This is a genomic window from Bacillus sp. C30 (assembly GCF_040838255.1).
Taxonomy (GTDB): domain Bacteria; phylum Bacillota; class Bacilli; order Bacillales; family Bacillaceae_G; genus Bacillus_A; species Bacillus_A mycoides.
The window spans coordinates 1-5,160 of sequence record NZ_JBFPJH010000237.1; the positions used below are offsets into that span (position 1 = coordinate 1).

The 5,160-nt window shown below is 33.9% G+C and carries 4 protein-coding genes and 2 pseudogenes; 2 read left to right on the plus strand and 4 right to left on the minus strand.

What is annotated here, in order from left to right; translation table 11 throughout:
* Window positions 1-18 precede the first annotated feature (18 nt).
* Window positions 19-1,579 (plus strand): annotated as a pseudogene (locus AB3X49_RS17270) (glycoside hydrolase family 10-like protein).
* A 56-nt stretch (window positions 1,580-1,635) separates the two neighbouring features.
* Here the strand turns inward: AB3X49_RS17270 and AB3X49_RS17275 are convergent.
* The 3 genes from AB3X49_RS17275 to AB3X49_RS17285 form a co-directional block, all read right to left on the minus strand.
* Window positions 1,636-2,469: a DUF3974 domain-containing protein gene (locus AB3X49_RS17275; RefSeq protein ID WP_002069267.1), complete on the minus strand. Its 834-nt coding sequence runs from the start codon at window positions 2,467-2,469 to the stop codon at window positions 1,636-1,638.
* Between the two features lie 24 nt (window positions 2,470-2,493).
* Window positions 2,494-3,606, minus strand: coding sequence for a toxic anion resistance protein (locus AB3X49_RS17280; RefSeq protein ID WP_002119468.1), 1,113 nt, complete (start codon window positions 3,604-3,606; stop codon window positions 2,494-2,496).
* A 348-nt stretch (window positions 3,607-3,954) separates the two neighbouring features.
* Window positions 3,955-4,548, minus strand: coding sequence for an O-methyltransferase (locus AB3X49_RS17285; RefSeq protein ID WP_367963621.1), 594 nt, complete (start codon window positions 4,546-4,548; stop codon window positions 3,955-3,957).
* 305 nt (window positions 4,549-4,853) lie between these two features.
* Here AB3X49_RS17285 and AB3X49_RS17290 point away from each other — a divergent pair, with 305 nt between their 5' ends.
* A complete protein-coding gene (locus AB3X49_RS17290) occupies window positions 4,854-5,012 on the plus strand; it encodes a hypothetical protein (RefSeq protein ID WP_002085567.1) in 159 nt (52 codons plus the stop codon).
* A 43-nt stretch (window positions 5,013-5,055) separates the two neighbouring features.
* On the opposite strand, the pseudogene AB3X49_RS17295 reads toward AB3X49_RS17290, so the two are convergent.
* Window positions 5,056-5,160, minus strand: a pseudogene (locus AB3X49_RS17295) (RNA polymerase sigma factor SigJ); the annotation flags it as partial.

Sequence of the window (5,160 nt, forward strand, 5' to 3'; positions counted from 1 at the left end):
TAATAGGGAGGCGTATAAATGATTATGAAACGTTTAGTAATGATGTGTTGTATCGTCATATTGTCTACTCCTTTCTCTTTCATTTCCCCTCACTCTACTTATGCTGAAGTAAATACTACTTACAAAAAACATGAATTACGCGCTGTATGGCTAGCATCTGTTCTCAATATTGATTGGCCTTCAAAAACTGGCTTACCTATTGAAAAGCAGAAACAAGAATTTATAAGACTATTAGACGATGTAAAAAACACTGGTATGAATGCAGTCGTTGTACAAATTAAACCGGCTGCTGATGCTTTCTATCCTTCAAATTACGTTCCTTGGTCTGAATACATTACGGGCACACAAGGAAAAGACCCTGGATACGACCCCGCTCGCATTTATAATTGAAGAAGCACATAAAAGAAATATAGAATTCCACGCATGGATTAATCCATACCGAATAACGATGAATCACACTGATATAAATCGATTATCAAATAATCCCCCTGCAAGACAACATCCCGATTGGGTTGTACCTTACGGCGGGAAGCTATATTACAACCCTGGTATTCCAGATGTGAAAAACTTTATAACGGAAGGCGCTTTAGAAATCGTAAAAAATTATGATGTTGATGCAATTCATATGGACGATTATTTTTACCCTTATAAAGTAGTTGGCGAAGAATTTCCTGATCAAAAAACATTTGAATCATATAATAATGAGAATTTTTCAACTATCGAAGATTGGCGTCGCAATAATGTAAATGAACTCGTAAAAGGTTTAAATACTGCTATAAAACAAGAAAAATCATACGTAAAATTTGGCATTAGTCCATTTGGCGTATGGCGAAATATAGCTGATGATCCAACTGGCTCTAACACAACTGCAGGTCAAAGAAACTTTGATGACCTTTACGCTGACACACGTGAGTGGATACAAAAAGGATATATTGACTACATTACACCGCAAATATATTGGAATATAGGTTTTACACCTGCTGCATATGATATATTAGTAGATTGGTGGGTAAAAGAAACCAATAATAAACCCATTCACCTATACATCGGTCAGGCGGCCTATAAAATTAATAACAACTCTGTCCCTGCTTGGTCTGATCCTGAAGAATATCCAAAACAAATCGCATTAAATCGTCAATATCCTGAAATAAAAGGAAGTATGCATTTTAGCTTAAAAGATATTAATAACAATCCACTAGGAGTTAAAAACAGACTCTCAAAAGACATATATAAGCATCCTGCATTAATCCCACCTATGCCTTGGCTTGATCAAGATCCACCAAAACAACCTACTTTAAAAGGCGCTATTCCAAGAGAAGAAGGTATTGCCGTGGGAATAATTGACAATAGAGATAATGACTCTTCTTATTACGCCATTTACCGTGTGAATGGAAAAAATGAAGTGGATATACAAAACCCAAAACATTTACTTACTACTGTAAGAAAAACAAAACTTGGAGAAATTTACGTAGATAAAACGGCTATTTCTGGAGAAACGTATACGTATGTGGTAACTGCAGTTGATCGATTGCATAATGAAAGCATTCCTTCTAGTTTTACTACCGTTAAGGCAAAATAAAATCTCAAAAAAAACGCCTTAAAGCTGAGAAATACTTAGCTTTTAAGGCGCCTTTTTTATTTATTCTTAAACTTCTCAGTCGCTGCTCTCATCTTCACATTCAAATCATGATCAATGGAGTCGCGAATATCACGCTCAACTACTTCCATTTCTTTTTGGAAATTTTGCAAGTAGACTTTTAACTCTTCTTCTTTTTCTGGTCGTTGTGATGGAGGTAATTGCACCACTAAAGATAACATCGCAGTTAAATCTTTCATTAAAAACGTTTCAAGTTTATGTTGTTGTTCAAACATACGCTGCTCTTGATAGTACGGCAATGCATTTAATACTGAAATTGTAATGTCATCAACCGTTCTTTGTAGTGAAGGATTAATCGAGCGTTTATATGCTTGAATTGTATTTAATGCATCTGGATATCGATCATAGAAATACAGTTTATAAAACGATAAGTCTGTCGGTTTTACAGTTTGCTGCGTTTCTTGTCTTAAGAAATCTTTCACTTTCATCGCGGCCACATCGATATCTTCATTTGTAAGCTTTTTCGTTGTTTTTGCCATTACATGCACTTTTTTCTGTTTTTCTTTCGGTAACATTGAAAATACTTGTTCTCTCGTACGTTGACCTGATGTACAGAAAAGAGTATTCAATGTATGTTGTTCTTTCTTTCCTTCCGTACGAATCCAGCGATAAAAGAGTGGATGTTGCGTAAACTCTTGTAAAAACGGTGTCGATTTGTTTGATAATTTCTCAATGGAATCTTGTGCTCTCTTATATGGTTTCGTCCATGAAAAATAAAGTTTACGTCCGAAGTATACAACTAAAACAACGACAGTAAATGCGATTAAAAGTAATGATCCTAATAGTAATAATACTCCTTGAATGAAACTCATTTTTTCACCTCCTCTAAAAGTCTGTTATTTCCTTGGACGCTGAATGAGTTTCTGCTTCATCTCATCATTAAATGTATCTAGTTCAATTACAAATTTCTTACTAGACTCAATAATACGTTCTGACGATTTCTCAGATGCTTCAATAGCGGCAAATACATTTTGGAATGATTCACGTAATTTATCCATGCTAATTGCAGGATTTTCAAGGAGTTTTGTTGTTTCTTCTGTATTTTGTTTTAATGCTTGTGAATTGCTTAATACCATTGATTCAATCGCTTCATTTGTTGCATTAACAGCATCAATTGTTTTACGTTGATTTGTTAATGCAAGCTGTATTGCAGCGGAAACCGTTACAACGTTTTGCGTCATCGTAATTGCATTACGAATTGCCTCTGATAGCTTTTCATTATTTTTCTTAATGATGTCTACAGATGCGATAGATTGTAATAATACACTTTTTGCTTGTTGCATATTACGAGTACGCACAAGTATCTTTTCTAATGCATCATTTATTAACGGAATATCCCTTTGACGTTCTGGATTTTGTTTCTCAGCTTCAAGCATACCAGCAAGTTTTCTTCCTAAGTATACTTGTTTATCAAGAGCGTGAATTTTATCGTGTGATTGCTCTTTTAACATTTCAAGACCAACCGTATCCTCTTGCAAGTTATCACGGCCAATGAGAAGTGATCTTATAATCTCCTCGATTTGCTTATCTATAGATTGATATTTATGCACGTAATTTTCAAGCGGATTTTTCTTAAACACTTTAAACATAAGTTTCTTCATACCAGTTGCTTTTAATGAGTTTGGATCAAGTTCTGATACCACTTTTCGTAATTCTAACAATGTATTTGGAATTTCTTCATTCTTTCCATTCATCATCGCTGTCACAGGACGTTTTAAAGCTGATAGCGTTTGTCCTGCCGCTTGCTGCTCTTTATCCCCTAAGTCTCCAAGCTGCGACAATACTTTTGATAAATCTGTATTTTGCTCGCTATTTAACTTTTGTACATAAAGATCTGCTTCTTTATTCAGTTCTTCAAGTTCTGCATCTTTTATTACTGTATCCACTACTACTTCTACATTATTATCTTTCACAATCGATACAGGTTCTTTTTTCTCGAGTTCAGTCAACAAAATCGCTCCTTTATTTATATGTGCGAATTTATGTGCACTATATTTCATCTAATATATCGTATTTCATATACATTTTTGCTTGCTTGAAATCGATTTTTCAAGAAATACCTGCTTATGCAGTCATTCCCTGTTTCATAGTATAAGTATACCTGTTCTCGTCATTATTTTCCTCAGACTTAAGACCTAGAGAACAACATGCTGAAGACGGATTCTTCACAGCTTACCTTACTTATCACCACTGACTATTAATTTTAAATTCCATTTAGTTACCTTCTTAAATTCATACAATGCTCTATCTTTTGACATATACTATCTTTCAATGTGATAATTATATTATGTCCACTTCTAATTATTCTTCCGCGCAACAAATGCTCCCTTTTGAAAAGCTAATAACACAGTTTCAAACGTAACGTCTTCTTCAATCATCTTTATAAATCCAGCTAATTCCCCCGCATGAGAAGTTGCATTATCAATTACAAGAAAACCTTTTGGCTCTAAAATACGTTTTATATGTTCCCACCACCACATGTATTGCGTGCGCTCTGAATCTAGGAAAATAAAATCAAATGAACGATCTACTTGCGAATCCAAAAATGCCCCAGCCTCTTGATTATGAATATCGATTCTCTGTGTAAGATTTGCCCTTTCAAAATTTCCAAGTGCCTCTCCAACCCGTTCTGAAGAAAGTTCTACAGTTATAACCTTTCCATTTGTTTCTTCTACCGCATTTGCTAGCCACAATGTAGAATAGCCATTTGAAGTTCCAATTTCTAAAATTTTTTTTGCATTGCACCCCTTTACTAATACTGATAAAAACTGCCCCATTTCACGAGAAATATTTCTTAATTTTTCTTCTCTTTTTTCTTTATGTCGATCATGCTCTTCTCCATATTGTTCAAGTTGCAATAATAATGAATCTAGAGTATTCATTTTCTCCATCGCCTTTCCAAGCAATATGATGAAAAAGTACATGATGCCCGTCTACTTTTCATTATATGCGAAATGCACACCTTTTTCCTGTTATACGACAAAGAATTAAAATTTTTTATAGCATATTGTTTCGTTTTTTGGTAAAGTTAATTTCTACGTGCAATTATTTAATTCACATTATTTTACAATCAGTTTTCAATTATAAGATAATCTAAACCCCATTTAAATGAATCGGTATTTCTAATTCAACTAAGCGCCCTTTTCGGACGCATTTTCTTTTGTTTATATATTTCTGTAAGAAAGGATGCTTACACATGAACGTGATTAACTTAGATGCTGCTAGAAGACGTAAACAGCATAAAAAACTAATGATAACTATACCGATTATTAAACGCATTTATGAAGAAGACGGGGAAATTAAATTCGAGGTAGCCGGCGAAAAAGATGTACCTCTTGAAATGTTAGAAAAATAAAAAAAAGACGCACTTCTAAAGAAATGCGTCTTTTTTTTACTATTACATTTAAGTGCATAAGTTTTTCAGGATTAACCATCATATAAATGTTTGAAATTTTCTCATCCTCAAATATGAATGAAAGTACATACGTCACTTTATTATTTAT